General features: G+C 31.4%; 24 protein-coding genes. 10 read left to right on the top strand and 14 right to left on the bottom strand.

What is annotated here, in order from left to right; all coding sequences use genetic code 11:
- From Q0935_RS15705 to Q0935_RS15690, 4 genes are all read left to right on the top strand, one after another.
- Positions 1 to 1,784 (top strand): gliding motility-associated C-terminal domain-containing protein (locus Q0935_RS15705; protein WP_299388290.1); only part of this gene is annotated, 1,784 nt, incomplete at its 5' end.
- An 8-nt stretch (positions 1,785 to 1,792) separates the two neighbouring features.
- On the top strand, positions 1,793 to 2,740 hold the full coding sequence (locus Q0935_RS15700; RefSeq protein WP_299255182.1) for a type IX secretion system membrane protein PorP/SprF: 948 nt from the start codon (positions 1,793 to 1,795) through the stop codon (positions 2,738 to 2,740).
- A 6-nt stretch (positions 2,741 to 2,746) separates the two neighbouring features.
- Complete coding sequence (locus tag Q0935_RS15695) at positions 2,747 to 4,690, top strand: OmpA family protein (protein ID WP_299255184.1); 1,944 nt, start codon at positions 2,747 to 2,749, stop codon at positions 4,688 to 4,690.
- 65 nt (positions 4,691 to 4,755) lie between these two features.
- Positions 4,756 to 4,944 carry a hypothetical protein gene (locus Q0935_RS15690; RefSeq protein ID WP_299255187.1) on the top strand — a complete coding sequence of 63 codons (189 nt, stop codon included), beginning with the start codon at positions 4,756 to 4,758 and terminating at the stop codon, positions 4,942 to 4,944.
- Positions 4,945 to 5,432: 488 nt separating this feature from the next.
- Here the strand turns inward: Q0935_RS15690 and Q0935_RS15685 are convergent, their stop codons facing one another.
- Both Q0935_RS15685 and pdxH read right to left on the bottom strand, forming a co-directional pair.
- Positions 5,433 to 5,918, bottom strand: coding sequence for a CAP domain-containing protein (locus tag Q0935_RS15685; protein ID WP_299255190.1), 486 nt, complete (start codon positions 5,916 to 5,918; stop codon positions 5,433 to 5,435).
- A gap of 181 nt (positions 5,919 to 6,099) precedes the next feature.
- The gene (pdxH, locus tag Q0935_RS15680) at positions 6,100 to 6,747 is read right to left on the bottom strand and encodes a pyridoxamine 5'-phosphate oxidase (protein WP_299255193.1); all 648 of its coding nucleotides are present in this window, start codon (positions 6,745 to 6,747) and stop codon (positions 6,100 to 6,102) included.
- Between the two features lie 265 nt (positions 6,748 to 7,012).
- Between pdxH and Q0935_RS15675 the strand changes: the two genes are divergently transcribed.
- Positions 7,013 to 7,429, top strand: a complete 417-nt coding sequence (locus Q0935_RS15675) for a hypothetical protein (RefSeq protein ID WP_299255195.1) — start codon at positions 7,013 to 7,015, stop codon at positions 7,427 to 7,429.
- Between the two features lie 29 nt (positions 7,430 to 7,458).
- On the opposite strand, the gene Q0935_RS15670 is transcribed toward Q0935_RS15675, so the two are convergent.
- The 5 genes from Q0935_RS15670 to rpsA form a co-directional block, all read right to left on the bottom strand.
- Positions 7,459 to 8,364: a ribonuclease Z gene (locus Q0935_RS15670; RefSeq protein ID WP_299255198.1), complete on the bottom strand. Its 906-nt coding sequence runs from the start codon at positions 8,362 to 8,364 to the stop codon at positions 7,459 to 7,461.
- Positions 8,365 to 8,405: 41 nt separating this feature from the next.
- Positions 8,406 to 8,738, bottom strand: coding sequence for a ribonuclease Z (locus tag Q0935_RS15665; RefSeq protein WP_299255201.1), 333 nt, complete (start codon positions 8,736 to 8,738; stop codon positions 8,406 to 8,408).
- 3 nt (positions 8,739 to 8,741) lie between these two features.
- Positions 8,742 to 9,671, bottom strand: coding sequence for an aspartate carbamoyltransferase catalytic subunit (locus tag Q0935_RS15660; RefSeq protein ID WP_055437749.1), 930 nt, complete (start codon positions 9,669 to 9,671; stop codon positions 8,742 to 8,744).
- A gap of 147 nt (positions 9,672 to 9,818) precedes the next feature.
- Positions 9,819 to 10,358, bottom strand: a complete 540-nt coding sequence (gene pyrR, locus Q0935_RS15655) for a bifunctional pyr operon transcriptional regulator/uracil phosphoribosyltransferase PyrR (protein WP_055437748.1) — start codon at positions 10,356 to 10,358, stop codon at positions 9,819 to 9,821.
- A 153-nt stretch (positions 10,359 to 10,511) separates the two neighbouring features.
- Entirely contained in the window at positions 10,512 to 12,344 is a 1,833-nt protein-coding gene (rpsA, locus tag Q0935_RS15650; RefSeq protein WP_299388283.1) for a 30S ribosomal protein S1, read from the bottom strand.
- Between the two features lie 432 nt (positions 12,345 to 12,776).
- On the opposite strand from rpsA, the gene Q0935_RS15645 reads away from it, so the two are divergent.
- Positions 12,777 to 13,154, top strand: coding sequence for a LysM peptidoglycan-binding domain-containing protein (locus Q0935_RS15645; RefSeq protein WP_299255213.1), 378 nt, complete (start codon positions 12,777 to 12,779; stop codon positions 13,152 to 13,154).
- 212 nt (positions 13,155 to 13,366) lie between these two features.
- Here the strand turns inward: Q0935_RS15645 and cmk are convergent, their stop codons facing one another.
- The 6 genes from cmk to lon form a co-directional block, all read right to left on the bottom strand.
- Complete coding sequence (cmk, locus tag Q0935_RS15640) at positions 13,367 to 14,062, bottom strand: (d)CMP kinase (RefSeq protein ID WP_299255216.1); 696 nt, start codon at positions 14,060 to 14,062, stop codon at positions 13,367 to 13,369.
- A gap of 17 nt (positions 14,063 to 14,079) precedes the next feature.
- Positions 14,080 to 14,997 carry a biopolymer transporter ExbD gene (locus tag Q0935_RS15635; RefSeq protein ID WP_299388279.1) on the bottom strand — a complete coding sequence of 306 codons (918 nt, stop codon included), beginning with the start codon at positions 14,995 to 14,997 and terminating at the stop codon, positions 14,080 to 14,082.
- 22 nt (positions 14,998 to 15,019) lie between these two features.
- Positions 15,020 to 16,039 carry a type IX secretion system protein PorQ gene (gene porQ / locus Q0935_RS15630; protein ID WP_299255222.1) on the bottom strand — a complete coding sequence of 340 codons (1,020 nt, stop codon included), beginning with the start codon at positions 16,037 to 16,039 and terminating at the stop codon, positions 15,020 to 15,022.
- 49 nt (positions 16,040 to 16,088) lie between these two features.
- A complete protein-coding gene (locus Q0935_RS15625) occupies positions 16,089 to 16,625 on the bottom strand; it encodes a LysM peptidoglycan-binding domain-containing protein (RefSeq protein ID WP_299388276.1) in 537 nt (178 codons plus the stop codon).
- A 73-nt stretch (positions 16,626 to 16,698) separates the two neighbouring features.
- On the bottom strand, positions 16,699 to 17,970 hold the full coding sequence (locus Q0935_RS15620; protein WP_299388272.1) for a LysM peptidoglycan-binding domain-containing protein: 1,272 nt from the start codon (positions 17,968 to 17,970) through the stop codon (positions 16,699 to 16,701).
- A 2-nt stretch (positions 17,971 to 17,972) separates the two neighbouring features.
- The gene (gene lon, locus Q0935_RS15615; protein ID WP_299388268.1) at positions 17,973 to 20,420 is read right to left on the bottom strand and encodes an endopeptidase La; all 2,448 of its coding nucleotides are present in this window, start codon (positions 20,418 to 20,420) and stop codon (positions 17,973 to 17,975) included.
- Between the two features lie 365 nt (positions 20,421 to 20,785).
- Here lon and Q0935_RS15610 point away from each other — a divergent pair, with 365 nt between their 5' ends.
- Genes Q0935_RS15610 through Q0935_RS15595 form a run of 4 tightly spaced genes read left to right on the top strand, consistent with a single transcriptional unit; the run spans position 20,786 to position 23,811 of the window.
- Complete coding sequence (locus tag Q0935_RS15610) at positions 20,786 to 21,343, top strand: RNA polymerase sigma factor (protein ID WP_299388264.1); 558 nt, start codon at positions 20,786 to 20,788, stop codon at positions 21,341 to 21,343.
- 49 nt (positions 21,344 to 21,392) lie between these two features.
- The gene (locus tag Q0935_RS15605; RefSeq protein WP_299388260.1) at positions 21,393 to 21,959 is read left to right on the top strand and encodes a hypothetical protein; all 567 of its coding nucleotides are present in this window, start codon (positions 21,393 to 21,395) and stop codon (positions 21,957 to 21,959) included.
- Positions 21,937 to 23,034, top strand: a complete 1,098-nt coding sequence (locus Q0935_RS15600) for a hypothetical protein (RefSeq protein WP_299388257.1) — start codon at positions 21,937 to 21,939, stop codon at positions 23,032 to 23,034. Before Q0935_RS15605 ends, Q0935_RS15600 begins: the two co-directional genes overlap by 23 nt.
- A 42-nt stretch (positions 23,035 to 23,076) precedes the next feature.
- Positions 23,077 to 23,811, top strand: coding sequence for a head GIN domain-containing protein (locus tag Q0935_RS15595; protein ID WP_299255241.1), 735 nt, complete (start codon positions 23,077 to 23,079; stop codon positions 23,809 to 23,811).
- 71 nt (positions 23,812 to 23,882) lie between these two features.
- On the opposite strand, the gene Q0935_RS15590 is transcribed toward Q0935_RS15595, so the two are convergent.
- Positions 23,883 to 24,836, bottom strand: coding sequence for a hypothetical protein (locus Q0935_RS15590; protein ID WP_299388254.1), 954 nt, complete (start codon positions 24,834 to 24,836; stop codon positions 23,883 to 23,885).
- Positions 24,837 to 24,972: the final 136 nt, after the last annotated feature.

Genomic DNA, 24,972 nt, shown 5'->3' with positions numbered 1-24,972 from the left:
CTAATTGTGGTGCAGGTGGTGCAATTACTGTTACTTATACGGTAGCAGACGATTGTGGTAATACTACACAACTTACTGCAACTCTTACACTAGAAGATACTACTGGTCCAGATTTAACTAATTGTACTGTTGTTGATGAAACTATCGAATGTGGTGGAACTGATAACGAAAACATTGCGATCGCTTGGGATGCTGCTAATATTGCAACACTTCAAAACTGTGGTACCGATGCTTGTGATGTAGATCCAACTAACGTAGTAACTTCTAATTACGACTTTAACAACTTAGTGTCTAATTGTGGTGCAGGTGGTGCAATTACTGTTACTTATACGGTAGCAGACGATTGTGGTAATACTACACAACTTACTGCAACTCTTACACTAGAAGATACTACTGGTCCAGATTTAACTATCTGTACTGATGTAACAAATACTACTATAGAATGTAATGGTACAGATAATGCAACAATAGCTTCGACATGGAATGCTGATAATATGACTACTCTTTCTACTTGTCCTGGTGATGATTGTGATTTGGATTCTATTTACACAGTAACTTCAGATTTCGACTTTAACAACCTAGTGTCAACATGTGGTTTAGGTGGAACTATTATTGTTAACTATACTGTTACTGATGATTGTGGTAATACTGCAACAACAACAGCTACATTGACACTTGAAGATTCAACTGGTCCAGATTTATCTAACTGTAATGTTACAAATACAACTATAGAATGCAATGGAAGTGAAAATGAAACATTAGCAAATGAATGGAATGCAAATAACATTGAAACTCTTACATCTTGTGGTGTTGATGCTTGTGATGCTGATACTACAAATACAGTAACTTCTAATTATTCATTTGTTAATTTAAATTCTAATTGTGGTGCTGGAGGAACAATTGAAGTAACTTATACTGTTGCTGATGATTGTGGAAATGAATCTATTTCAATTGCCACACTAACGATTGAAGATACTACTGCTCCTACTTTATTAACTAATTTAGAGCCTGAATCTTACGTTATTTGTTCTGAAATCCCTGAGCCGCCAACTTTAGAATTCTCAGACGAATGTTCTAATATAGAAGTTACTATCGATTTTAATGAAACGAATAATAACGCTGGTGATGGTGAAGATTATGAAATAGTTTGGGAATGGATTGTTAGTGACAGTTGTAATAACTCTAATGTTTATACACATACTGTAAACGTTATTAGTGAAGACTTTGTTACAGACCTTGATGGTGAACATTGTAATAATGATGGTACTATAGATTTATTCGAGTACTTAACAGAAGGTATTGACACCTCTGGAACATGGACAGTTGAGCAAGGTGATGTTGTATTAGATACTGATGGTACCTTCGATCCTATCGACTTAGAACTTGGTGATTATATCTTTACCTATTCAATGGCAAGTGATGATTGTAGAGCTACAATTAGAGTTACATTAAACATACACGATAAATGTATTGTTCAGCCATGCGGTGTAGAAGGTCTTGTTATTTCTAAAGCAGTAACGCCAAATGGTGATGGGCATAACGATTTCTTCTTTATACAAGGAGATCAAAAATGTGGTTTCATAATAGATTTACAGATATTTAATCGTTATGGTGGCATAATTTATGATGTGAAAGATTATAAAAATGATTGGAGTGGTCAAGCGATTAAACAGTCACTAGGGACTGCAGATAAGCTTCCAAATGGTACATACTATTATGTTATTATTTTAAGAAATAGCGGTTTAGATCCTATTACTGGCCCATTATTTTTAGGTACAAAATAAAAAAATGAATGAAAAGAAATAGAATTTATATATTTACTATTGTGGCACTAAGTTGTGTTTTTTCCTTTGCTCAACAATTACCGCAGTTTTCACAGTATATGTTTAATACCATATCTGTAAATCCCGCATATGCAGGAAGTAGAGAAACAATAAGTTTAGTTGGTTTACATAGAAGTCAATGGGTAGGTTTAGAAGGAGGACCAAGTACTCAAACACTTTCTATACATTCTCCTCTAAAAAATGAACAATTAGGTTTAGGACTATCCATAATTAACGATCAATTAGGTTATGAAAATTTTGTTTTTATGTATGGTGATTTTTCATATACAATAAACACAAGTGAAACAACAAAATTAGCTTTTGGCTTAAAAGCTGGTTTTACTCATTACAACTTAGATACCGTTGGTTTTTTAGACCAAGAACAAGTCTATACAGATCCATTTTTTAGCGACATTTCTAGTCGTTGGAATCCAAATATTGGAGTTGGTTTGTTTTTGCATAGTAATAGATGGTATGTTGGTTTATCTGCTCCAAGAATATTAAATACCGATTATAATTTAAGAGGTAATCAAGATGCTGGACCAGAATATTTAGCTTTAGAGAGAATAGGTTATTATTTAACTGGAGGTTATGTTTTTGAACTTAATGAAAATCTAAAACTAAAACCATCTACCCTATTAAAAGTTACAAATGGAGCACCTGTTTCGTTCGATATTAATGCTAACCTCCTATTCTTTGAAAAATTTTGGTTAGGTGGTGCTTATAGATATAATCAAGATACTTCAACCATAGGTGCACTTGCAGATTTTCAAGTCTCTCAACAATTAAGAATTGGATATTCTTATGAATATTTTTTATCAGATTTAAGACCGTATACAAGTGGAACACATGAAATTCTATTAATGTTTGAAGTTTACAAACCAAGAAAACGTATTAAATCTCCAAGATATTTCTAATATAAAATGAAAAATAGTTTACTATACATATTATTCTTTTTTACTGTCTCTATAACAAGTGCACAGATTAAAGTAGCCGATAATTTCTTTAAAGATTATGCCTATTATCAGGCAACAGAACTTTATTTAGAAGTTTTAAAAAAAGGAGATACTACAGAACATGTCGTTACTAGACTTGGTGATTGTTACTACAACAATTCTAACGTACAACTAGCTAGTTATTGGTACAAGAAAGCAGTAACAAAATATAAGGATGTAAATCCAGAGTATATCTATAAATATATTCAAACTCTAAGAAGCTTAAATCAGTTTGAGGAATCTAAAAAATGGACTACTATTTTTAAAGACCGTAAAAGAAATGATAGACGTGTAAAAGAAGAAGATGTATTCGATATTGAAAAATTTGAAGCATTAGAGTCTACAGATCGTACATATGTAGATTATAAAAATCTTGATATTAATACAGAATATTCAGATTTTGGAAGTTTTGAAAAAGATAACATTTTATACTTTGCTTCTACTCGAGTAACAGATACTGTAATAGACGAAAAAAAACTGTATCAATGGAATAAAGAACCATTCCTAAATATCTATCAATCTGGAATAACTATAGAAGAAGGAAACAAAATAGTTGGATCACCTTCACTTATTACATCAAACGAAATTAACACAGATTTTCATGAAAGCTCTGTTGCCATTACAAAAGATGGTAAAACAATGTATTTTACTAGAATAAATTTAAATAAGAAGAACAAAGCCAAATACGATAAAGGAGGTACTTCACAAATTAAATTATTTAGAGCAAAGAATGTTGATGGTAAATGGAAGAAAATAGAAGAGTTACCTTTTAATGGCGAAGATTTTTCGACAGGATCTCCTGCTCTAAGTCCTAACGAGAAAGATTTATATTTCTCTTCAGATCGTGAGGGCTCAAAAGGACTTACAGATATATATAAAGTAAAAATAAATAATGATGGAACCTTTGGTAATCCTATTAATTTAGGAGCTAAAATTAATACAGAAGGAAGAGAAAATTTCCCTTTTATTGCTAAAGATTCTACACTATATTTCTCATCCGATGGGCATTTAAACTTAGGTTTATATGATATTTTTGAAAGTAATATTCTTAAAAAAGATACATCACAAGTTTTCGTAAAAAACCTTGGTGCACCATATAATAGTGGTTTCGATGATTTTGCCTTTTTTATTGATACTGATACAAACACTGGATACTTCTCTTCTAACAGAGATGGTGGAAAAGGTGGTGATGATATTTATAGTTTTGGTCGTTATGAGTGTAAACAAATAATTAAAGGAATTACTAAAGACAAAATTTCTAATGAACCACTACCAAAAGTGGTTGTAAAACTTATCGATGAAAATGGTAAAGTAATACAAATGGAAACTTCTAACGAGAAAGGTGAATATGAGTTTAAAGATGTCGCTTGCGATAACACTTTTGTTGTACTTGGTGAAAAAGTAATATACAGACCAGACCAAAAAGAAGTAACTACAACCCAAGAAAGCGGTATAGAAAACACTGTAGACCTCTTCCTTACTCCTTTAATAATTGATAGCGAAATTGTAATTAATCCTATTTTCTTCGATTATAACAAGTCTGATATTAGACCAGATGCTGCTTACGAATTAGAAAATATTGTAGCCGTTATGCGTGAACATCCTATAATGGTAATTAAAATAGAATCGCATACAGACAGTCGTGGTAGAGATGCTTACAACAAGAAGTTATCTGATAGAAGAGCTAAATCTACAAGAGATTATTTATTCTCTAGAGGCATTACCGAAAACAGAGTAGAAAGTGCTATTGGTTATGGAGAAAGTCAATTAATAAACAATTGCGACGATGCAAATAGTAAGAATTGTACTGAGGAACAACATCAAGAAAATAGACGTTCTAAGTTTATTATTACTAGCGGCTATGCTAAATAATGGTTACTACTCTCTTCATTAATGTCATTTTATATCGATTGAAAAATAAAACTTGAGCAAAAGATATGAAGCCATTATTATATTTATATAAAGAACCGGAAAAAGGTTTTGAATTGTATTTTAATGGCATCTCTACGGTCTTTGGACTAAAAGCAATAGATAAGTCAGACAACATTAGATTAACTTCAATCGTATGCAGAAATTACGGCTTTGCAACCTTAAAGGCATTTCCGGAGTTTATAAAAAGTAGATAAGCTAATTAATTTTCTAAATCAAGCTGGAGACATTGGATTAATCAATTTCGGAATTGAAATTATCGAGAAAGAAAAATGTTATCTCACCATGATAATGAATGTTCTTTTATTGTAAATAATAAAACTTATGTTTTCAAAGTTTTGAAAAATATTGTGCCCGAATTTCAATCACATTTAATCATAGCTAATGGTCTTTACATTTCGATTGACAATAGTGATGAAATTGAAAAATATAACACAATTGATGAATTCCCTAATAACACTACTTAAAAATGACATAAAAATAATAAGCTTGTGTTAAATACAAATAATAATACTTAATTACCACTCGCCTAACTTTCGTGTATATAGCGTTATAAACTAATCGATAACTGATTTGAGAAATAGAAAACAGTAATAAATTTAATTTCACAAAATTTTCAATTACTCCAAATTGAAAACAAAAAAAGCGTTTCTCTCGAAACGCTTTTTATATATAATTAAGTTATTTATTTTTTCATAAATATATTTGTGTAATACCACTTACCTTCTGCATTCTGTTCTGCAGATACATCAAAATTTGTATAATCACCTTCCATATTTAATCTATGACCTTCACTATTTATCCAAGCATTAACAACAGATTGTGCCGATGTAAACCCATATGCTACATTTTCTGTAACTACACTAGCTCCTGCATTATTTACTAAAAATGATTTTCTATTATAAAAGTTTGCATGTGACATATTATCCTCTTCTGCCATATAGTCTGAATGACTAAAAGCTTGCGATTTTACTAAATCATGATTAGATAATGCGTTTAGACCATTCTCAATTCTATAAGCATTAATAAGCTCCATTATCTCGATCTCTATTTCTTTTGTCTGTGGAATAGTGATATTTTCAAGTTGCAAATCGTCTGAACTTTCTGAAGAACATGATGTTGCGAAAGTTAAAAATAAGGCTAAAAATAGTAGGTTAAGTAAGGTTTTCATAAGGGTACATTTTGTTTGGGAATTAAATATACCTAACCAAAACCTCACGAAGTGTTAAAGAAATGTTAAAATCGACAAAATACATGTATTTCATCGTGATTAAATGTTTTTAATCGTTGAAACACAGTTTTCGAACGCTATGAAATGTATTTTGACGCAATAAACGGTCGTTAATCGTTGATTATGGCGACAACCTGTTTTTAACCCAAGAATAGTCCTCATCCATTCTATAATGAATACGATCATGTAACCTATTTGCTCTTCCTTGCCAAAATTCTATTTCAACAGGTTTTACAATAAATCCTCCCCAAAATTCTGGTCTTGGTATCTCTTTACCTTCATATTCTTGCTCTAATTTTTTTAGTTGTGTTTCTAGAACATTTCTATTTTCTATAATACTACTCTGTTTAGAAACCATCGCTCCTAATTGACTTCCTCTAGGACGAGATTCAAAATAACCATCACTTAAATTTGCTGCTATTTTTTCAGCTTCACCTTTTATTATTATCTGTCTTTCGGCTCCAGCCCAAAAAAAAGACAAGCATACTTTAGGATTGTTTTGTATTGCCATACCTTTTTCACTTTCGTAATTAGTATAAAAAATAAAACCTTCGTATGTAAATTTTTTAAGAAGCACTACTCTATTTTTAGGGAAGCCATTTAAGCCAATTGTAGAAATCGTCATGGCATTGGTTTCGTCTTCTGGAAAATGAGTATCAACTTCATTAAACCAAGTCCTAAAAAGCTCTATTGGGTTCTCTGGTGTGTCTTCGAGTAATAGTTCGTTTTTCTCGTAAGATCTTCTATAATTTCCTAAATCTTTTTCCATACTGCAATTTACAAGAATTAAAAATCATCTTGAAAAAGTTTTAATAAATTTAGATATTAAATAAGGACGTGGTGTTTATCTATAAATATGGATAAAAGTATTTAAAAACAACCAAGGCGTTTTTTTAACATAAACATATTAGATTTAATAAACTCATTATTAAACTGATAGAAAAAACATAAAAAAAGCAAATGGATTAGCTATTAAAAACCAAGTAGAATGAAATTTTAAATTAATATATTTAGGATAAACTAACCACCCTAAAATGCAATTTGAAAACTCTCAAATAAGTAAACAGCTTATTTATACCGTTAAAGAATTACCTTTTTGTAAAATATATTTATTTCCAAAATTTATTCTTTCTGAAGTAAACTATGGTGTACACTTAGATTGGAATAAAATAGAAAAAGTAATAGAATTAGTCTTTTTACATTATGGTGTAAATTGTAAAATTGGATATATCTCTAATAAAGTAAACTCTTATTCCTATGAGCCAAACTTATGGAAAAAGTTTCACCAAAAATACGATTTTGTTGTTGCAAGTGTATCTGTATGCTATTCACAAATTAATTATGTTAACGCAACTATTGAAAAACAGTTTTCTAAGAAAAGTATAAAAAGAACTGATAATATAGAAGAATCTATAAATTGGATTACCAATCTAAAAGAATTTAAAAATTAGCCTTATAAATGTAAAAAAGGTGATTTATACTAAAATTCGAAAACCTTACCATCGTCTGCAAGCTCTACATTTTCAAAATACTCTTGAGCTTCAGTTTTAAACAGGTTTAAATCATCGTATCGAGTAGAATAGTGTCCTAACAACAAAGTGCCCGCATTAGCTTGTTTAGCAATACTAGCAGCCTCTTTAGCAGTACTGTGTTTTGTTTTAGGTGCTAAATGTGCATGCTGCTCTAAGAAAGTAGATTCATGATATAACACATCAACATCTTTTATAATAGGCACTATATCTTCTTTATATGCTGTATCGCTACAAAAGGCATAGCTCTTAGGTTTTTCAGGAGGAAATGTAACAGTTTCGTTTTTTATAAGTTGCCCATCATTATTCTCTACATCGAAGCCTTGTTTTAGCTTTCTATAATAAGCGACATCTATATTTGCATTTAAAACTGCATTCATATCCAGCTTACGGTCTCCTTCTTTTTCTTTGAATAAGAAACCATTAGTATATACTCGATGGTCTAAAGGTATTGTGTATACTTCTACTTTATCATCTTCAAAAATTAACTCTGACGATTTACTGGTTAATTCATGAAAATAAAGATTATAATTTGTCCATGAGTTTGCTAATTTCATCTGTAGTGTAACTACTTCTTTTAAACCTTTTGGTGCATGAATGTGTAAATCTGTCTCACGCGTTAATAATCGCATGGTAGATATTAAACCTACTAAACCAAAAAAATGATCGCCGTGTAAATGAGATATAAAAATGTGTTTAATACGATTAAACTTAATTTTATGTTTACGCAATTGCACTTGAGTACCTTCTCCACAATCTATTAAAAAAACATGATTGTTTATTTCTAATACTTGAGATGTAGGATTAGTAAACGTTCGTGGCGTTGCGCTGTAACAACCTAAGATGTTTAATTTCATTAATACAATTTAGCTTAAAAATTTTTAACTTTAAGTGAAAATTAAATACCTAAATCACGTTCCATAACTTCCATTTCAATAATATCGAAAGCTTCTTTAACTGTTGGCACTACTATAATTTCTTCTGGAGTTTCGTCTGCACCCATTGCATTTGTAACCACTACAAACGAGTGTTTTGCTGCACGGTGTTTTTTTGAAAGACGTAAAAACTCATTAACATTCTCTAAAGTTATTTTTCCCAAAGAAGATAATTTTATAATGATGTTATGTTTTTCAAACTTTGGATATAGTGCTTCTATTTTTTTAACTAATTCTATAATAGTAGCCTTTTCTTGAGTAATTATTGAAGTATTTTCTTCTTGATCTATTATCATAATTTATTGTTTTATTTTTGAAGCTAACAAATATATTACTGCCATCCTAACTGCTACTCCATTTTCTACTTGATCTAAAATAATAGCTTGCTTAGAATCTGCAACATCACTTGTAATCTCAACACCTCTATTAATTGGTCCCGGATGCATAATAGTAATTTCTTTATCTAAAGAATCTAATAGTGCTTTATTAACTCCAAATTGTTGTGTGTATTCTCTTGTTGATGGGAAGTAACTAATGTCCATACGCTCATTTTGAACGCGTAACATATTGGCTACATCACACCATTGTAATGCTTTTCGTAAGTTCGTTTCTACTTTAACGCCTAATTGGTCTATATATTTTGGTAATAATGTTTTTGGTCCGCAAACCATAACATTAGCACCTTGTAATTTTAAAGCATAAATATTAGATAATGCAACACGACTGTGTAAAATATCGCCAACGATAACTACATTTTTTCCTGCAACATCGCCTAAACGCTCTCTTATTGAGTAAGAATCTAACAAGGCTTGCGTAGGATGCTCATGTGCACCATCTCCTGCATTTATAATGTTTGCTTTTACATGTTTAGATAAAAACACACCTGCGCCAGGATTAGGGTGTCGCATAACCACCATATCTACTTTCATAGATAAGATATTGTTAACTGTATCTATTAAGGTTTCTCCTTTTTTAACTGAAGATTGTCCTGCTGAAAAATTTATGACATCGGCAGAAAGACGTTTTTCGGCTAACTCAAAAGACAGTTTTGTTCTTGTTGAATTTTCAAAAAATAAATTGGCTATTGTAATATCTCTAAGCGATGGTACCTTTTTAATAGGCCTATTAATCACTTTTTTAAAATGATCTGCAGTTTCAAAAATAAGTTGGATGTCTTTTTCCTGAAGGTATTTAATTCCTAATAAGTGATTGACACTTAATTCGCTCATAATTTTCTCTTTTGTCAATCCTGCAAAAAAACAGGAATCTATTTCTTTATTCTTTTATTGTGGATTCCTGCCTACGCAGGAATGACAAATCATAATTTATAATTAGAAGTACTTAAACTACTCTAGGTGTAAAACCGTAAAGCTAATTTAGCTTCTTACTAAATAAACAGCATCTTCTCCATCGTTCTCTTTCCAGCTTACTTTTACCTTCTCTTCGTTTATGGCATCTACTTGTCTGCCTCTATAATTAGGCTGTATTGGTAAATGTCTACTAAAACGTCTATCTATTAAAGTAAGTAGTTCTATTTCGTTTGGTCTTCCAAAAGATTGTATAGCTGTTAATGCAGAACGAATACTACGTCCTGTATATAAAACATCGTCTATAAAAACAACGTTTTTATCTTCGACTATAAAATCTATTTCTGTAGTATTAGCTTCGTGTATTTTATCTCCACGCCTAAAATCGTCTCGATAAAAAGTAATATCTAAAAGACCTAATTGTAAGTTTTTAATCTTGTATTCCGTTTTTAGCATTTCGGCTAAACGATTAGCTAAATACTTTCCTCTTGGCTGTATACCTATTAAAACGGTATTAGAAAAATCTTTGTGGTTTTCAATTAATTGGCAAGCCAATCTATGAAGAATGATGTTTATGGCTGTTGCATTAAGTAACACTTTCTGACTCATATTGTTTTCCAAACGTGTGTAGGTTTACAAATATAGCGCAAAATTTTAGAAGAATAAAGAGTAATTAATGGTAAAAAAAAAGCCTCTTGTTTCCAAGAGGCTTTTTAGTAATATTAAATGGATTCTGTATTTAGTACAGAATTAAAAAACTAATTAAGCTTTTCCGTCCATTTTATCTTTAAGAGCTTGTAAAGCATCATTTGCATCACCTAAAGTTGGTTTAGACTCAGCAGATTGAGAAGCTTGTTTAGCTTGTGCAGCTTTAACGTTAGCCATCTCTTCTTCTCTAAAGATTGCAGTATGCGAAGCAACTACTCTCTTAAACTCTTTGTTAAACTCTATAATTTTGAATTCAGCAGAATCTCCTTTCTTAAGTTTCTTACCATCTTCTTTTTCAAGGTGACGAGAAGGAACGAAAGCTACGATATCTTCGTTGAAATCGATAGTTGCACCTTTATCTACAACTTCAGAAATTTCTGCAGTATGCGTAGAACCTAAAGCGAACTCAGTTTCGTATTTATCCCAAGGATTTTCAGTTGTTTGTTTGTGACCTAAAGATAATTTACGCCCTTCAACATCTAACTCTAATACTACTACTTCTAAAGTATCACCTACGTTTGTAAACTCAGATGGATGCTTAATTTTCTTAGTCCAAGATAAATCTGAGATATAAATTAATCCGTCGATACCTTCTTCTAATTCAACAAAAACACCAAAGTTTGTAAAGTTACGTACAATACCTTTGTGGTTTGAACCTACTGGGTATTTAGATGTAATATCTGTCCATGGATCTTGCGATAATTGCTTGATACCAAGAGACATTTTACGATCTTCTCTATCTAAAGTTAAGATTTGAGCATCGATCATATCACCAACTTTTACGAAATCGTTAGCCGAACGTAAGTGTGTAGACCAAGACATTTCAGAAACGTGAACTAAACCTTCAACACCTTCTGCAACTTCGATAAATGCACCGTAATCTGCGATTACAACAACTTTACCTTTTACTTTGTCTCCAACTGCTACGCTTTCTCCTAAAGCATCCCAAGGATGTTTAGATAATTGCTTAAGACCTAATTGGATTCTTGATTTGTTCTCATCGAAATCAAGGATTACAACATTTAATTTCTGATCTAACTCAACAATCTCATTTGGATGGTTAATTCTTGACCAAGATAAATCTGTAATATGTACTAATCCATCAACTCCACCAAGATCAATAAATACACCATAAGAAGTAATGTTCTTAACGATACCTTCTAATACTTGACCTTTTTCTAATTGACCGATAATTTCTTTTTTCTGTTCTTCAATATCAGCTTCAATAAGCGCTTTATGAGAAACTACTACGTTTTTGAATTCGTGGTTGATTTTCACAACTTTAAATTCCATAGTTTTATTTACGTACTGGTCGTAATCTCTAATTGGCTTAACGTCAATTTGAGAACCTGGTAAGAATGCTTCGATTCCGAAAACATCTACAATCATACCACCTTTAGTTCTACACTTAACGAAACCATTAACGATTTCACCTGTATCGTGTGCATTGTTTACACGATCCCATGCTTTAATAACACGTGCTTTTCTGTGAGATAATACTAATTGTCCTGTTGCGTCTTCACGAACATCGATTAATACTTCTACTTTGTCTCCAACTTTTAAATCTGGATTGTAACGAAATTCGTTTAAAGAAATAACACCTTCAGACTTTGCGTTAATGTCAATAATAACATCACGGTCAGACATGAAAACTACTTCTCCAGTTACAACCTCGTCATCTAAAGTGTCAACGAAATTTTCTGATACTAATTTTTCAAATTCTTTTAATTGAGAATCTTCAACTTCATCAATACCTTCTTGGTAGTTGTGCCAGTTGAATTCTTTTAAGAATTTTTCAGGATTTGCTTGTGCTTCAGATACTACTGGAGCTTCTTTTTTTGCAGTTGCTACTTCTTGAGCTTCTACTTCTTTTGCTTTGTCAGCCATTGAAAATAATTCTGCGATGTTTATTCGCTTCCTCTTTTTGAGAAAATACGTTTACATCGCGTTGTATTCTGTATGTCTTGTAAGATTCTAAAGCACTAACACACAGAAGTGTTATAAATAAATTTGTTTTAATCCCTTTTCATCTTTCCTAGAGGTGCTAAAAAGGAGTGCAAAAATAATACTTTTAAATCATATTACCTAAACGCATTACAAAAAAATTAAACACACTATTATTCAATAACTTAATGCTATAAAACAGTCGATTTATAAATTATATAACACTTACCTAAATCAGGTGTTTCAGCGATAAAAACAAACACTTAATCTAATAAACTAATGTGTTTTGTTTTTATAGAATTTATATAGAGACTTATTAAATGATTAATTACTATCTTTAGTACTATAAGAATAACACTTAAAAACAAAACAAACATGGTAAGAGCAAAATATCAAGCAGTACTTGATTTAGGCGAGAAATTAAACATTCAAAACGGAGACGTTTCTGAAGCTAATGGTGTATTAACAGTAAAAGGAACTGCTGCTACGCAATATGAAAAGAATTTAATTTGGGATGAAATAAAAGCTTCTGGCGGTGAAAGCCCAAGCGATATTGTTGCAGATATAGCTGTTGCAGATTCAAGTATCTTTGCTAGACACACTGTTAAAAGCGGAGAAACTTTAGGAGCTATTGCTAAACAGTATTACGGAAGTGCTGGAAAATACAATGCTATTTTTAAAGCAAATACTGATATATTAAAGAACCCAGATGTAATACACCCAGATCAAGAATTAATAATTCCGAATTTGTAGGAATTAATAGCGATTTCTTTTGAGAAGCGAGTTAACAATTGTTAGCTCGCTTTTTATTTTGTGTTAATTTGATTATTTGTCATTCCTGCGAAGGCAGGAATCTATTTTACCGCGTATTTAACTTAAAGCTTCTCGATAAAATTTTTTATACTTAAAAAATACATGAATGGACGAAGCGCTTTCTTTAAAATACTATATAGAGCTAAATAATTTTATTCTAAACCTTCAAAAGTTGCTTCTACTAAGTGTAGTACTTTTTTAAATTGTTCTTCTAAAGACAAATTACTATTATCTATTTCTATAGCATCGTCTGCTTTACGTAGTGGAGAATCTTCTCTGTTAGAATCTATATAATCGCGTTCTTGTACGTTTCTTAAAACATCTTGATAACTTACATCGTCTCCTCTACCTATTAACTCATCGAAACGACGTGTTGCTCTTTTTTCAGCGGAAGCTATCATAAAAAGTTTTAACTCTGCGTATGGGAATACTACTGTACCAATATCTCTACCGTCCATAACAACACCTTTATCTTTTCCCATTTGTTGTTGTTGCTTTACCAATTGGTAACGCACTTCTGGTATTGCTGCTACTTTACTTACATAGCTTGAGACTTCTAATGTTCGTATTTCTCTTTCTATATTTTCACCATTTAAATATACCTCAGCGAAACCTAAATCTGGATTAAACTTAAAATTAATGGTTATTTCTCCCAGTTTTTCTACTAATGCATTAACATTAAAATCTTCTTTAGTAATAAAACCATTACGCATAGTAAATAAGGTAACTGCACGATACATTGCTCCTGTGTCTACATAAATGTAACCTAAGTGTTTTGCCAGCTGTTTTGCTACCGTACTTTTTCCTGTTGACGAAAAACCGTCTATGGCTATTGTTATTTTTTGCATTAAAATAGAATTCTAATTTATTCTGAATTTGATTCTCTAATATTTATTGGATAGACCGCTTTAACTATCTCAACCTCTTCAATATTTAAATCTTTATATTCTTTATCAAACTTTTTAATTGACAACTCTTTTCTTAAAGTATTAATTGTAGAAATAATTGAATTATGGACTTGTATGTACTTTTCGTAAAAAACCTCTAAATCATTTTCAATTACTATATATGATTCCGATTTATTTTGAATCATATAATCTCTAATTTTAGTATTTAATACTTCAACTGAAACTTCGTTATTATCTATAAAAATCTTGTTTTCTGAATTAATAAACACCTTTATTGATTTCTCTAAGTTAAAAGTTTCTGTTTCTTTATAGTCAATAGATCCCTTTCTTTCTATTCCCGATTTAATATCGTTATTAACGATTCCAAAAAAATACAATAAATTTATTTTATATAGATCTAATTCGAAATCTTCTGCCGTTAAAAAAGATAATAAAGAACTAGAATATTGCGTGATAGATATGTTATCTGCAGACATTACCTCATTCATTACACTATCTAGTTTTGTTCCTTTAAACTTATCTAAATCTAACTCTTTTTTTAGTTCCTGACTGCAAATTTGAGCTTCTAATACACTAAGCGTTTCTATTTCTTTAATAGCATTAAAAGAAAATGAAGATAGCTTTAAATTATTAATCTCTTTGTTCGACATTTTATTTAAAAGCGCGATATAACTTTCTCCAGATGCATCATTTAAAAAATTATTTACAACTAGCTGTTGCTCGAAATCATTTAATATATTTTTAAAAGCGACACCTCCGTCTTTATAACTATTATACATACAATTCATCAATTCTGCCTCTGGTCGAGTATCTTGAGCAAATGATATTGTTAGGCATAATAAAACACCTATACTTGATAAAATAAACTTTTTCATAAATTCTGTTTATTGAGTAATATTACTTTAAATCAATCTGTAACCCAAAGAAATTAGAGTTTGCAGCTGAAGTATATTTAGCATGAGTATAACTAAAACGCATTTTATTAAGTTTTACAGAGAAACCAGCCGATAAACCTGAAAAATTACGCTGATCTTCTATACGAAGTTCTTCGGCACGTCTAAAGTTATAACCTAAACGAATATTAAAACCTTTACTTGGAAATAGCTCTGCTCCTAATATTGTATGTCTTATTACTTGAGATAAAAAACCAACTTTTTCTTGTTCTTGGTTACCTTCTAAATCTGTAGTTGCTCTGGCAGGATTAGGTTCTCCAATAGGCCATTGCTGTAAATTCTCGAAAGTTAAATGCCAACGTAATGGTACATTTTCTAAGGTTTGAGATAGACCTATATCTATTTCTAAAGGTAAAGATTCTTGCCTACCTGCATAGGTAGTAATTTGAGTTCCTAAGTTTCTAACCACTAAAGTGCCTTGAAACTCTAAACGCTCGTCTATATACATAAGTGCTAAATCTGTAGCAACACCAAACGAGTTGTATTGTTCTAAACTAGAATTAATTAGTTTTATGTTTGCTCCAGCATAAAAATCGCTGTACCCTATTTGCTTGGCGTAACCAAAGGATAATGCTATTTCGGAACCCGAGAACTCACTAGTTTCGTTACCTTCTTCATCATAACCTTCAAAATCACCATAGTTAATATAAGTAATTCCAGCATGGTAAGTTTGCACACGTCTATCTACTGTATATGCATAAGCTGCAGTACCGTATTTAATACCTCCTAAATAATTAGTGTAATTTAATGCAAACTGATTATCCATCTCTACATTAATAGTTGCTGGATTATAAAGCGCCTGCGTAACATCCCAATCTACATTAGTAAGTACTTTACCACCTAAAGCTGCTTGCCTTGGAGAGGATACTAAATTTAAAAATTGATAAGTAGATTGCCCACCTAATTGCGCAAAGCAAAAGGTGCTAAATAAAACAAAACTAAAAAGAGTAATTTTTTTAAGCATAAAGTGGCAAAAGTAATTAAATCTATCTTAAAACGCAGAGTTGTGTTTTTTATTTTAATTTAAGTTCTTGACCTATGCTAATATTATTATTCTCTAAGTTATTTAATTCTTTTAATTCTTGAACCGAAAGGTTTGATGCTTTTGCAATACGATATAAAGTATCACCTTTAGCGACTGTATAAACTAATACTTCTTTAATTTCTGCTGATGCATTATATCCAATTTTTAGTTTTTGGTTTACACTAAGCACATTGGTATCAAGATTATTTATACTCTTAATTTGAGCCATACTAATTTGATATTTCTTAGAAATAGAATATAAAGTTTCACCCTTACTTACAGTATGTAGCGTACTGCCTCCAGTAACCTTAACATCGGTTTCGCTTACCATTGTTTCTACTGCAGATTCTGTTTGTGTATTAGATTGAGAAGTATAACTACTTGGTGCACCATTTGTAAATGTATAAACTCCTGTTGTAGTATTCATTTTTGCAGGCTTACCATCTATAGTAACATCTACAATGTTTTGTTGCGAAAATGCACTAATACTTATTAGGCATACACATGCCAATACTATTTTATTCATACTATAAAAAATGTGTTTATTTTTTTTGTAATTGTGCTCACTAACTAACGAAAACTAGAAGATTTCATTTGAATTATTTTTTAGGAGTCACTTTTAATTTCTGACCAATTTTAAGATTATTATTCTTTAAATTATTCAGTTCTTTTATTGCATCTACAGTCATGTTGTGCTTTTGAGCTATAGACCATAACGAATTACCTTTAGCCACTGTATAGTAAGTTGCTTCACTTTTCTCTTCTTCGGAATCATTCTTAGCAGCAACTTCTTTTTCTACTTCACCCTCAACTGCTTTAGAAACCTCAACTTCTTTTTCAGTTTTTCTAACCGATGCTATAGCTTGTTTCGCTTTCTCTGCAGTAGACACTTCTACTTTTGGTTTGTTTTCGAAAACCATAACCTTTTCACCATTTGCAGCTTCTTCAATTTCTGCGTTTGGATTCGCTTTTTTTACTTGCTCTATTACTTTTGTAGTTTCTGCTTCTGCAATTGCATCCTTTTTTGTTTCGGCTACAGTCGTTTTTACTTTCTCTACTTCTTTTTCAATAGTTTCTTTTGTAAGTGCTTTAGGCGACTCTTGATCTAACTCTGCTTCTAAAGCTAGCATTTCTGCTTTTAGCCTAGCTAGTTTCTCTTTTTTAGTTTCTGTTTTTATTTCAACCTTTTCAATCTCAACAGCAACTTTCTCTTTTACTACTTCTGATTTCGCTTCTGTTACTTCTTTACTAATTGCTTTAGATAAATCTTCTATAGATTCTTCCTCTGCTGTATCATCAGTATTATCCAACCCAAAAATAGGATTCTTAACGCTTGTTTCCGCCTTATAAACAGTAGCCGAAGGCTTCTCTTCTGTCTTCTTAGTTTCAATAACTTTACTTTCCACCTCTTCTACAGATGGTGGAGCAGCAAACTGTCCAGGAGATTCACCTGGACGAAGCTTTGCTATAATTTGTTCTTCTCCTGCATAACTAATAACCGGACTACTAGATTTAACCAATATGTTTTTTACAATTTTAAGTTTACTTCCTATTTTTAAATTTGAAGTTGCTTCTTTATTATAATTTTTAAGTTCTGAAACAGTAATGCCGTTTTTTCTGGCTACAGCAGATAATGTTTCACCTTTTTTAATAGTATGTATAGAAATGTCTGTGTAAACAACTCCGCTTGCAGTTGTTTTTAATTGCGCAGGATCTGTTTTTGCATGTTCGCGAAAGGTAAATTCTCCAGTTTTAGTAGACATAAATGCTTCTTTTCCTTCTACTTCAATAGGAAGAAATTCTTCATCAGTCTCTTGAGCAAAAACTCCTAAAGATAGTAAACTGAATAAACCAATTGCGATTGCTTTCATTTTTATAATTTTTTAGCGTTTTTAACCTTTTGCTTTGTTAAAGCTAGCTTTAAAACATCTTTCATATCTGTAACATAATGGAATGTTAAGCCTTTTAAATAATCTTGCTTAATTTCCTCAATGTCTCTTCTATTCTCTTCGCAAAGTAATATTTCTTTAATCCTTGCTCGTTTTGCTGCTAATATTTTTTCTTTAATTCCGCCAACAGGTAAAACTTTCCCACGAAGTGTAATTTCTCCCGTCATTGCAAGACTCTTTTTCACTTTACGCTGTGTAAACAAAGATACTAAAGAAGTTAACATTGTAACTCCAGCACTTGGTCCATCTTTAGGTGTTGCACCTTCTGGTACGTGAATATGTACATTGTACTTATCGAAAACATCTGGATTAATATCAAACTCTTCAGCATTAGCTTTTATATATTCCATAGCTATTGTTGCAGATTCCTTCATTACTTTACCTAAGTTTCCAGTAATAGACATTGAGCCTTTACCTTTAGATAAAATAGATTCTATAAATAAGATATCACCACCTACTCTAGTCCAAGCTAAACCTGTAACTACTCCAGCAACATCGTTGTTTTCGTATTTATCACGCTCTAATTTTGGTCCGCCTAAAACTTCTATAACAGTATCGTTAGTTACTTTAAGATCGTACTCTTCTTCCATTGCAATATTCATGGCAGCATAACGCACCATTTTTGCAATTTGCTTGTCTAAGCTTCTTACACCAGATTCTCTTGTATAACCTTCTACAATTTTCTCTATTTGTGGTTTACCAAGTTTTAAATGCTTGTCTTCTAAACCATGTTCTTTAAGTTGCTTTGGTAATAAATGACGCTTACCTATTTCTACTTTTTCTTCAATAGTATATCCGGTTACATTTATAATTTCCATTCTGTCTCTTAATGCAGGTTGTATACTTCCTAAACTATTAGAAGTCGCAATAAATAACACCTTAGATAAATCGTAACCCATTTCTAAGAAATTATCATGAAACTCGCTATTCTGTTCTGGATCTAAAACCTCTAATAATGCAGACGATGGATCGCCTTGATTAGAATTTGTTAATTTATCTATCTCATCTAGTACAAATACAGGATTAGATGTTCCTGCCTTTTTTAAAGACTGGATTATACGTCCTGGCATAGCACCAATATACGTTTTTCTATGTCCTCTAATTTCTGCTTCGTCTCTTAAACCACCTAAAGACATACGCACATATTCTCTACCTAAAGCTTCTGCTATAGATTTCCCTAAAGATGTTTTACCAACACCTGGAGGTCCATAAAGACATAGTATTGGCGACTTCATATCGTTACGTAATTTTAATACTGCTAAGTATTCTATAATACGTTTTTTAACATCGTCTAAACCATAGTGGTCTCTATCTAATATCTTTTTGGCACGTTTAAGATCGAATTTATCCTTGCTGAATTCATTCCAAGGTAAATCTAGAAACAAGTCTAAATAATTACGCTGTATTGAGTATTCTGCAACTTGCGGATTCATACGTTGCATTTTAGATAATTCCTTTTCAAAATGGGCTGCAACTTTATCATCCCACTTTTTATCCTTAGCACGCAACTTCATATCTTCCATCTCCTCTGCATTGCCACCACCAAGCTCTTCTTGTATGGTTTTCATTTGCTGATTTAAGAAATACTCACGTTGCTGTTGGTTCATATCACTTTGAACCTTTGATTGTATATCATTTTTTAACTCCAATTTCTGGAGTTCGATATTCATAAACTTTAAAGTTTCTAATGCGCGTTCCTTAAGATCGTTTATTTCTAAAAGTTTTTGCTTGTCTTCTACAGGCAAATTCATGTTAGAAGATACAAAGTTTATTAAAAACGAATCGCTCTCAATATTATTAATAGCGAAAGAAGCTTCACTAGGAATATTTGGACTGTCCTTTATAATTTGAAGCGATAAATCCTTTATAGAATCTGTAATCGCTTGAAATTCTTTATTCTTTTTCGCCGGTTTTGCTTCTGGCACTTCTCTTACTGTAGCGTTAATGTATGGCTCTTCTGTAATAACCTCAGCAATACTAAAACGTTTTTTACCTTGAATAATAACTGTTGTATTACCATCTGGCATTTTAAGCACCTTAAGAATACGTGCAACTGTACCCACTAAATGTATATCTCCAGCTTTTGGGTCTTCTACAGCCTCGTCCTTTTGCGACACTACACCAATAACTTTATTACCTTTATTAGCATCGTCTATTAACTTAATACTTTTATCTCTTCCTGCAGTAATTGGTATTACAACACCAGGAAATAACACAGTATTACGCAACGATAAGATTGGTAATGTTTCTGGTAATTCTTCTTTGTTTATTTTCTCTTCGTCTTCTGGTGTCATTAATGGAATTAACTCTGAATTCTCATCAAAATCTTGCAATGACAAACTGTCTAGACTAATAAAATTAGATTTCTTCATATGTATATTTACGTCATTATGTCACCAAATACAATCTGGCTTATAATGTTCTGTTTGTAAAATTAATAGTTATAACTCATAAACACCTTGATTATCAACCGATTATTAATAATCTATTGTGAGTATCTGTTTCTAAAACTTCAATTAATATGCCATATTCTAAGTGAAGAGCGAAAAGTGAAGAGATAATAGTTTTTCTTACTCATACTTATTAAAAATTTAATTGACTGTGAATAATCACAATCGAGTAAACACCTATTAACTTTTAGTTTTTAACTGTTAACTCGCAATTATTTTAAAAAAAAATAATAGAAACTGTAACAAACTCATTTAACTTATATCTTTACTACAACAAACCATTAGAATTGACATTAACCAACCACAATATCGAACAGCTCGTGGAGCTTTGTAAAACCAACAACCAATTCGCGCAATTGGAACTGTACAATAGGTACTACAAAGCCATGTACAACACTGCCTACCGTATTGTAAAAAACAGTTTTGAAGCCGAAGACGTTATGCAAGATGCTTTTTTATTAGCATTTTCTAAAATCGACACTTTAAAAGATATTAAAACCTTTGGAGCTTGGCTTAAACGTATAGTAATTAACAAAAGTATTTACCACTATAATAAAAGCACCAAGTTTGACGAAGTGCCTCTAGATGATGTACTTTATAAAGTTGAAGATACAGATGCCATAGCAGAAGATTACGAGTTTACTAACGTACAAGCTAAACAAGTAATAGAAACAATGAAAACCTTGAAAGAGAATTATCGTGTGGCTTTAACGCTTCATTTAATAGAAGGCTTTGATTACGATGAGATAAGCGATATTATGAGAATATCTAGCGCTAATTGTCGTACAACCATTTCAAGAGCAAAAGAAAGTTTAAGAAAAAAAATGCAAGCCTTAGTAGGCTAAAAAAGAATACTGTTTTCGCTTACGCGGAAATAATAAAAAATAGTAATAAATGAAAAACGATAATATAAATCAACTTTTCGAAAAAATCCAACACGATTTTGATGTTGAAGTGCCAAACCATGGTCACGAAAATAGATTTTTAGAAAAACTAAAAGCACAACAGCAATCGCAAGATGTTGTTGTAACAAAAACAAATAGAAATTTATGGAAACCGTTTCTAGGTATTGCAGCTTCAATTCTATTGCTAATCTCTTTAGCTTTTAATTTTAATACAGAAACTAAAACTCAAGATTTAGCAAGTGTCTCTCCAGAAATGGCAAATACTCAAAATTTCTTTACTTCAGTTATTGCCGAAGAATTAGAAAAAATAGATAGCGAGCGTACTCCAGAAACCGAAGCTCTTATAAAAGATGCCATGACGCAAATGGAAACATTAGAAACACAATACAAACAATTAAAAATAGACTTAACAGAAAGCGGAAACGATAAGCGTGTAATACATGCCATGATTGATAATTTCTGGAATAGAATTAACATTCTAAAATCTGTAGTAGAAAACATAGAAGGTATAAAAACATTTAAATTAAACAACGATGAGACAAGTATTACACTATAAATTATTCACCATTTTACTCATGCTTCCTCTAGTATTAATGGCAAGCAATAATAACGACAGAGATGGTAAATACAAAAAGGAAAAGACCATTACAAAAACATTTAATGTTAACGATAATGCGACTTTAAAAGTAGATAACAGCTATGGAAATATAGATGTTGTTACCTGGGATGGTAACACTATAGATTTTGAAATAATAATTACCACTACTGGTAACGACGAGGATAAAGTACAGCAAAAACTAGATGGTATTACCGTAGACTTCTCTGGATCTCAAGATTTAGTTACTGCCATTACAAACTTTAGTAAAAACAAGAGTAAATCTTGGTGGAGCTGGACAAATAGCAACAATGTCCAAATGAAAATTAATTATTTAATTAAAATGCCAATTACCAATAACGTAAACTTAAGTAACGATTATGGAAATATTAATTTAGGTACGCTTCAAGGTCGTGCAGAATTAAGTTGCGACTACGGTAAGATTACTACTAAAGAGTTACTAGCAGATAATAATGATATTAGTTTCGATTACTCTAACAACTGTTATTTCGAGTTTATTAAAGGTGGTAAAATTGATGCCGATTATAGCGGTTTTACTGTCTCTAAAGCTAATACCTTAGAAATTATTGCAGACTACACAAAATCTAAAGTAGAAGTTGCCGAAAACATAACATACAATTGCGACTACGGTGGTATTACTGTAGATAAAGTAAACAACCTAAAAGGTAATGGAGATTATTTAACTGTTTTAATTGGCGATGTCTATAAAAACTTAGATATCTCTGCAGATTATGGTTCTATTAAAATTACAAAGCTGCAAAAGAGCGTTAAAAACGTTTCTATAAATAGTGATTACGTAGGTATAAAAATTGGTTACGACTCACAATTAGCTTTCGATTTTGATATAGAATTAGAATACGGCTCTTTAAAAGATAATGACGATAGTTTCAACTTTGTAAAAAAACGTATAGAATCTTCAGATCGTTACTACACAGGTTACCAAAACACACAAAACTCTGGAAGTTTAGTAAAAATAAACTCAGAATATGGTAGTGTTACTTTCTATCAGAATTAAAAATAAAAAAATCAATCAAAATAATCATTAAAAACAACACTCATGAAGACATCAAAAAACACGCTATTAATAGCTATCGCATTACTAAGTTTCTCTTTTGCTCAAGCACAACTTTGGGGAAGTAAAAAAATAAAAGGTAACGGAAATGTAACTACTATTACAAGATCTACATCGGACTACGATGCCATTAAATGTGCAGGATGGATGGACTTTGTTTTAGTAAAAGGAAAAGAAGGTGACATTAAAATTGAAGGCGAAAGCAACTTGTTAGAGTATATTATTACTGAAGTTGAAGGCAACACTCTTAAAATTAAAACCGAAAACAACATTAGTTTAAAAACAAGCTTTAACAAGACTATTACCATAACAATTCCTTTTAAAGATATAGACTATGTAAGTTTATCTGGTTCTGGAGATATTATTAATAAAGATAAAATTACTGCTAATAACTTTACAGCAAAAGTTTCTGGCTCTGGAGATGTTGTTTTAGACGTAGAAGCAAACGATATTAATGCCTCTGTAACTGGTTCTGGAGATTTAACTTTAAATGGTAAAACTAAAGACTTAAAAGCTAGTGTAACTGGTTCTGGAGATTTCCATGGTTATAATTTAGATGCCATAGATGTAGACGCTAAAGTTACAGGTTCTGGAGATGTAGAAATTGTATGTAATGGCGATTTAAACGCAAGAGTAACAGGCTCGGGAGATATAGAATATAAAGGAAACCCTAAACATGAAGATACTAAGGTTACTGGTTCTGGAAGTATTGGAAACTAGTTTACATCTTAACTAAAAAAAGCCTCTTTTCTAATTTAGAAAAGAGGCTTTTTTTATTACTTGAATTTATACTATTGTTTCTCGTATACAAAAGTTAAATCTTGAGTTACAACTACTGAAAAATCATCGCTATCGAAAGCAATAAACCCACTAGGTATATCTGTGGATAAATCGTTACCATTTATAGTCCACTCAGAAACATCAGACGATGCAGTATCTGTAATAGTAATAGTGTTTCCGTTTTGTGTCCATGTAAAGTCAGAATTTTCAATTTCATCTTCACACTCTATAGTATAAACATAAGAGTTTGTTGTTCCTGTTTCTATTTCAAATGTAAAGGTTGCAAAAGAAGTACTCATTGCCGTACCTGTATTGTCTGAATTAAAGATTAATGTTTCGTTTGTATAACAATCCATTTCATTTAAAAAGTTAGTGTTTTCGGTACCATCGTTATTAAGGTCTATAGCTTCACCATTCCAAGCTGTTAATAACCATGTTCCAACAATATCTGCATTTGGCACTGTTTCCGAACAATCTCCTAAACCGTCTATAGTAGATTGAATAGAACCATCTGCATCACCACAAATTTCTATTTGCTCTTGTAATGCTAGTACATATCCATTACAAAACTGAGTATATAAATCGCTTGTAGCATTATTTAAATTAGCCTCTGCAATACCAGAGTTTGCAATTGCAGACTCACAAGTGTCTGGATCTAATGGCTCACTACAATCTCCTAAAGTTCCTAGTAGTGCTTGATAACTACCTGTTGGATCGCCACAATTATCTATAAGCCCTTGTAAAGAAGCTGCGTAATCGGCACACAAAGGTGGGTAAGTAGCCTCGTTACCATCCCAACTACCAAAATTTGTAATTGCTGTAATATAGGCTTGAGTTGCTGTTAAACAATCTAAATTTGAAGTTTCTTCTTGAGGTAACAAACTTGGTTCTAATGGTTCGTTATCACATGTAAATAGAGACATTGATAAGAATAACATTAAAAACTGAATGGCTGGTTTTTTCATAACAAATTATTTATATCACAAACATAAGAAATATTCTATTAATCTGTATAAGCCTATTTAACAGCTAGAAAGCACTTCATTTAAATAAAAAAAAGCAAAACTTGAAACTGTAAAAACAAAAAAAGCCACTATTTCT

The organism is uncultured Lacinutrix sp. (assembly GCF_947500605.1).
Classification (GTDB): domain Bacteria; phylum Bacteroidota; class Bacteroidia; order Flavobacteriales; family Flavobacteriaceae; genus Lacinutrix.
The sequence above is the reverse complement of the archived record's forward strand: the minus strand, read 5'-3'. Positions and strand labels throughout refer to the sequence as shown.

Excerpts from the sequence above, each read along its gene's own strand:
- Q0935_RS15700 (WP_299255182.1), top strand. The coding sequence starts at position 1,793 with ATGAAAAGAAATAGAATTTATATATTTACTATTGTGGCACTAAGTTGT.
- Q0935_RS15695 (WP_299255184.1), top strand. The coding sequence starts at position 2,747 with ATGAAAAATAGTTTACTATACATATTATTCTTTTTTACTGTCTCTATA.
- Q0935_RS15690 (WP_299255187.1), top strand. The coding sequence starts at position 4,756 with ATGAAGCCATTATTATATTTATATAAAGAACCGGAAAAAGGTTTTGAA.
- Q0935_RS15685 (WP_299255190.1), bottom strand. The coding sequence starts at position 5,918 with ATGAAAACCTTACTTAACCTACTATTTTTAGCCTTATTTTTAACTTTC.
- pdxH (WP_299255193.1), bottom strand. The coding sequence starts at position 6,747 with ATGGAAAAAGATTTAGGAAATTATAGAAGATCTTACGAGAAAAACGAA.
- Q0935_RS15675 (WP_299255195.1), top strand. The coding sequence starts at position 7,013 with ATGCAATTTGAAAACTCTCAAATAAGTAAACAGCTTATTTATACCGTT.
- Q0935_RS15670 (WP_299255198.1), bottom strand. The coding sequence starts at position 8,364 with ATGAAATTAAACATCTTAGGTTGTTACAGCGCAACGCCACGAACGTTT.
- Q0935_RS15665 (WP_299255201.1), bottom strand. The coding sequence starts at position 8,738 with ATGATAATAGATCAAGAAGAAAATACTTCAATAATTACTCAAGAAAAG.
- Q0935_RS15660 (WP_055437749.1), bottom strand. The coding sequence starts at position 9,671 with ATGAGCGAATTAAGTGTCAATCACTTATTAGGAATTAAATACCTTCAG.
- pyrR (WP_055437748.1), bottom strand. The coding sequence starts at position 10,358 with ATGAGTCAGAAAGTGTTACTTAATGCAACAGCCATAAACATCATTCTT.
- rpsA (WP_299388283.1), bottom strand. The coding sequence starts at position 12,344 with ATGGCTGACAAAGCAAAAGAAGTAGAAGCTCAAGAAGTAGCAACTGCA.
- Q0935_RS15645 (WP_299255213.1), top strand. The coding sequence starts at position 12,777 with ATGGTAAGAGCAAAATATCAAGCAGTACTTGATTTAGGCGAGAAATTA.
- cmk (WP_299255216.1), bottom strand. The coding sequence starts at position 14,062 with ATGCAAAAAATAACAATAGCCATAGACGGTTTTTCGTCAACAGGAAAA.
- Q0935_RS15635 (WP_299388279.1), bottom strand. The coding sequence starts at position 14,997 with ATGAAAAAGTTTATTTTATCAAGTATAGGTGTTTTATTATGCCTAACA.
- porQ (WP_299255222.1), bottom strand. The coding sequence starts at position 16,039 with ATGCTTAAAAAAATTACTCTTTTTAGTTTTGTTTTATTTAGCACCTTT.
- Q0935_RS15625 (WP_299388276.1), bottom strand. The coding sequence starts at position 16,625 with ATGAATAAAATAGTATTGGCATGTGTATGCCTAATAAGTATTAGTGCA.
- Q0935_RS15620 (WP_299388272.1), bottom strand. The coding sequence starts at position 17,970 with ATGAAAGCAATCGCAATTGGTTTATTCAGTTTACTATCTTTAGGAGTT.
- lon (WP_299388268.1), bottom strand. The coding sequence starts at position 20,420 with ATGAAGAAATCTAATTTTATTAGTCTAGACAGTTTGTCATTGCAAGAT.
- Q0935_RS15605 (WP_299388260.1), top strand. The coding sequence starts at position 21,393 with ATGAAAAACGATAATATAAATCAACTTTTCGAAAAAATCCAACACGAT.
- Q0935_RS15600 (WP_299388257.1), top strand. The coding sequence starts at position 21,937 with ATGAGACAAGTATTACACTATAAATTATTCACCATTTTACTCATGCTT.
- Q0935_RS15595 (WP_299255241.1), top strand. The coding sequence starts at position 23,077 with ATGAAGACATCAAAAAACACGCTATTAATAGCTATCGCATTACTAAGT.
- Q0935_RS15590 (WP_299388254.1), bottom strand. The coding sequence starts at position 24,836 with ATGAAAAAACCAGCCATTCAGTTTTTAATGTTATTCTTATCAATGTCT.